Raw genomic sequence first — 264 nt, 5'->3', positions numbered from 1 at the left:
AATTTTGAACGATTGTGGGTGTTTACACCAATACGTTTACACTCTTTGTACAATGGTTGGGTGATACCAGCACCACAACTTACTGAGGTTTGGTAAGTACGTGCAACCGAATGACCGCCTAATTGTTGTAAGTACGGGTGGAATTCAGAACCTGCGTCTAACGTCATTTGCAACGCTTCAACCGCATGAGATGCAACATGACGTAATAAACCCTCATCAGCAACACCACGACCCGAGGCTAGTTGGTCATTGACCATTCTATCC

The 264-nt window shown here is 45.1% G+C and carries 1 pseudogene; it reads right to left on the bottom strand.

What is annotated here, in order from left to right:
• A pseudogene (locus tag AAEY72_RS15270) lies at positions 1 to 264 on the bottom strand (hypothetical protein); the annotation flags it as partial.

This window comes from Psychrobacter sp. W2-37-MNA-CIBAN-0211 (assembly GCF_040309405.1).
Taxonomy (GTDB): Bacteria; Pseudomonadota; Gammaproteobacteria; order Pseudomonadales; family Moraxellaceae; genus Psychrobacter; species Psychrobacter glaciei.
Note: the sequence above shows the minus strand (reverse complement) of the source record. Positions and strands in the feature narration are given on the sequence as shown.